Genomic DNA, 3,540 nt, shown 5'->3' with positions numbered 1-3,540 from the left:
GCGCCGTCTCGGGTCCGGAGGAGGCCGGGGACGCCGCCGCGATGCTGGGCTTCCCGGTGGTCCTGAAGATCCTGAGCCCCGACCTGCTGGTTTCGCTCGGTCAGCGCGGGCTGGTCGGCCGGCAATGGTCGCGTCGCGGGACACGCGCGGCGGCGGTCGCCGCCCTCCTGCTCCTCGGCACGCCGGCGCAGGCGCAGCAGGAAGGTCCCGGCGCGGCGGCCGTCGCGACCCGCCTCGCCTATGTCGCCACCGGCGATGCGCAGGTGGATGAGACATCCCGCCTGGGCCTCGTCGGCCTGTCGGACTTCATGAACCGCCGCACGGCGGCCGCCCTCGCCGACCCGATGGCGGTGGTGCCCGGGCGCGACGATCTCTCCTTCTTCCCGCTGCTCTACTGGCCCGTGCTGCCGGAGGCGACGCAGCCCGATGCTGCGGCCGTCGAGGCGCTCAACACCTTCATGCGCAATGGCGGGATCATCCTGCTCGATACGCGGGACGAAGGCTCGGGCGAGGGCATGAACCAGGGGGCGCGGGCGGCGCTGCGGCGGGTGACGCGCGACCTGTCGATCCCGCCGCTGGCGCCGGTCGCCGAGGACCACGTGCTGCGCCGTGCCTTCTACCTGCTGCAGGAACTGCCGGGCCGCTACGCCGGCGGGCAGGTCTGGGCGGCACGCGACCAGGACCGGGCGAATGACAGCGTCTCCCCGGTCATCATCGGCGGACATGACTGGGCGGCGGCCTGGGCGATGGATGGGCGGGGGCAGAACCCCTACGCCACCATCCCCGGCGGCGCGCGGCAGCGCGTGCTGGCCTATCGCTTCGGGACGAACCTCGTGATGTACGCGCTGACCGGCAACTACAAGGGCGACCAGGTCCATGTGCCGGCCATCCTGGAAAGGCTCGGCAATTGAACGACGCCGCCTCCCCCCCGCGTGACGGGGCCGCCGGATGAGCCAATCTGTCGCCGGCATCGACTTCGCCCCGGTCCTGCCATTGTGGCTGCTCGGCATCGCGGTCGCGCTGGCCCTGCTGGCGCTGGCGCCCGCCATCTGGCGCGGCGCGCGCGGCGTCGTCTGGCGCGGCGTGACGTTCGCGCTGATCCTGTTGGCGCTGGCCAACCCGCGCCTCGTCGAGGAATCGCGCGAGACGCGCGCCGACATCGCCCTGCTGGTGGTGGACCAGAGCGATTCCGCCCGGATCGGCACCCGCGCCGAGCAGATCGAAGCCGCGCGGCGCGAGATCGAGGCGCGCGCCGGCCGGCTGCCCGACCTGGAACTGCGCACCGTCGAGGTGCCGGAGGCCGGCAACCAGGGCACGCGCCTGTTCAGCGCCGTCGAACGCGCCCTGGCCGAGGTTCCCCGCGCGCGCCTCGCCGGCGTGATCGCGCTGACGGACGGGCAGGCGCACGACATCCCGGCGGAATCGCCGATCGACGCACCCTTCCACGCCCTGATGCCCGGCCGCGCCGGGGAGACCGACCGCCGCCTACGCGTCATCGAGGCGCCGGGGTTCGGCATCGTGGGGCGGGAGGTCGAGATCCGCGTCGCGGTGGATGATCTCGGCGTGCCGAACGCGACGGGCGCCGCGCGGCTGACCATCCGCCGCGACGGCGAGGCGCCGCGCAGCGAGAGCGTGCCGGTCGGCCGCGACCACCGCATCGTCGTGCCGATCCAGCGTGGCGGCCCCACGGTCGTGGAGATCGAGGCGGAGACGCGGCCCGGCGAAGTCTCCACGCTCAACAACCGGCAGGTCGTGACCATCAACGGCGTGCGCGACCGCTTGCGCGTGCTGCTGGTCTCCGGCGAACCACATGCCGGGGAGCGCACCTGGCGGCGGCTGCTGAAGGCCGACCCGAATGTGGACCTGGTGCACTTCACCATTCTCCGCCCGCCCGAGAAGGACGACCTGACGCCGCTGAACGAGCTGGCGCTGATCGCCTTCCCGGTGCGCGAGCTGTTCCAGGTGAAGCTGCGCGACTTCGACCTGATCGTGTTCGACCGCTTCAGCAACCGCGGCATCCTGCCGGCGGCGTATCTGCGCAACATCGCCGACTATGTCCGCGGCGGCGGCGCGCTGCTGATGTCGACCGGGCCGGAGTTCAGCGGGCCGATGTCGCTGGCGCTGACGCCGCTCGGTGGCGTGCTGCCGGCGCGCCCGGCCGGGCGGCAGAATATCGTCGGCGAGGGTGCCTTCCGGCCGCGCGTGTCGGAACTGGGCTTCCGCCATCCGGTCACCGAGGGCCTTCCCGGCGCCAATACCGAACAGGCCGAGGCGGAATGGGGCCGCTGGTATCGCTGGCTGCGCGCCGACCAGCGTGGCGGCAGCGCCATCATGGAAGGGCCGGACGGCGCGCCGCTGCTGGTGCTCGACCGCGTCGGAGAAGGCCGCGTGGCGCTGCTGCTGTCCGACCACATCTGGCTGTGGTCGCGCGGCCATGACGGCGGCGGGCCGCAGCAGGAAGTGCTGCGCCGCGTCGCCCACTGGCTGATGCGCGAGACGGAACTGGAAGAAGAGGACCTGACCGCGCGGATCGAGGCCAGCCGGCTGACCGTGACGCGCCGCAGCCTCGAATCCGGCGCGCCGCCCGAGATCACCGTGACTGCCCCCGATGGCACCGTGACGCGCGCGATGCCGGAAGCCGCCGGCGGCGGGCGGTCCGTGCTGACGGTCCCGGCAACCCAGCCCGGCGTGTGGAACGCGACGGATGGCCGGCGGACCGCCTTCGCCGCCGCCGCAGCCGCCAACCCCATGGAAGTCGCCGACCTGCGCGCGGACCCGGAGAAGCTGCGACCGCTGCTGACGGGAACCGGCGGCGTGGCCCGCTATCTGGGCGACGCCACCGCGCCCGCCGTGCCGGACCTGCGGCGCGTGGCGCCCGGCCGCGACGTCGCCGGGCCGGGATGGATCGGGCTGCGCCGCAACGGCGACCATACCGTGACTGGCATCAGCGCCATCCCGCTGCTGCCGCCGTGGCTCGCGCTGACCCTCGTGTTGGGCGCGGCGATGGTGGCCTGGCGGCGGGAGGGGCGGTAACCACGCCATCGCGTTGTTTCCCGCGAGGGGCAAACTGCTTTAAACGGAGCGCCATGCGACGCATCCTCCTGGTGGCGCCCCTCGCGCTGACGCTCCTGCCGGACGGGCCGGCGCTGGCCCAGTTCTCCGGCCCCGCACCGGACGCCCAGCGCGCCGCCCCGCGGCCGCCGCCGGCGCTGCCCGGCATCGCCGCCCGCCGCGCGCCGGAACCGATCCCGGCCGACCCGAACGCCAACCTCGCCCCCACCGAGGCCCTGTTCGACGCGATCAACCGCGGCGACCTGGCATCCGCGCGCGACGCGGTGAATCGCGGCGCCAGCCTGCAGGAACGCAACGTGCTCGGCCTGACGCCAATCGACGCGGCGGTGGACCAGGGGCGCAACGAGATCCTGTTCTTCCTGCTTTCCGCCCGCGGCGCCACCCGGCCGTCCCAGGTACCGCCTGAAGCCTCGATGAGCCCCGCCCAGCGCACCGCGCGCGAGCGGGCCGCAGCGGCCGAAGCGGAGC

General features: G+C 73.8%; 3 protein-coding genes. All 3 read left to right on the top strand.

Annotated features, from left to right (window positions below):
- Positions 1-911: DUF4159 domain-containing protein (locus tag GXW78_RS27590; RefSeq protein WP_211872132.1), on the top strand; the 911-nt coding region annotated here is incomplete at its 5' end.
- 37 nt (positions 912-948) lie between these two features.
- Positions 949-3,033 (top strand): hypothetical protein, encoded by a 2,085-nt coding sequence (locus GXW78_RS27585; protein ID WP_211872131.1) that lies wholly within the window; start codon positions 949-951, stop codon positions 3,031-3,033.
- A gap of 53 nt (positions 3,034-3,086) precedes the next feature.
- A partial coding sequence (locus GXW78_RS27580) for an ankyrin repeat domain-containing protein (protein WP_211872130.1) occupies positions 3,087-3,540 on the top strand: 454 nt, incomplete at its 3' end.

This window comes from Neoroseomonas terrae (assembly GCF_018129025.1).
In the GTDB taxonomy this organism is placed as follows: domain Bacteria; phylum Pseudomonadota; class Alphaproteobacteria; order Acetobacterales; family Acetobacteraceae; genus Neoroseomonas; species Neoroseomonas terrae.
Note: the sequence above shows the minus strand (reverse complement) of the source record. Positions and strands in the feature narration are given on the sequence as shown.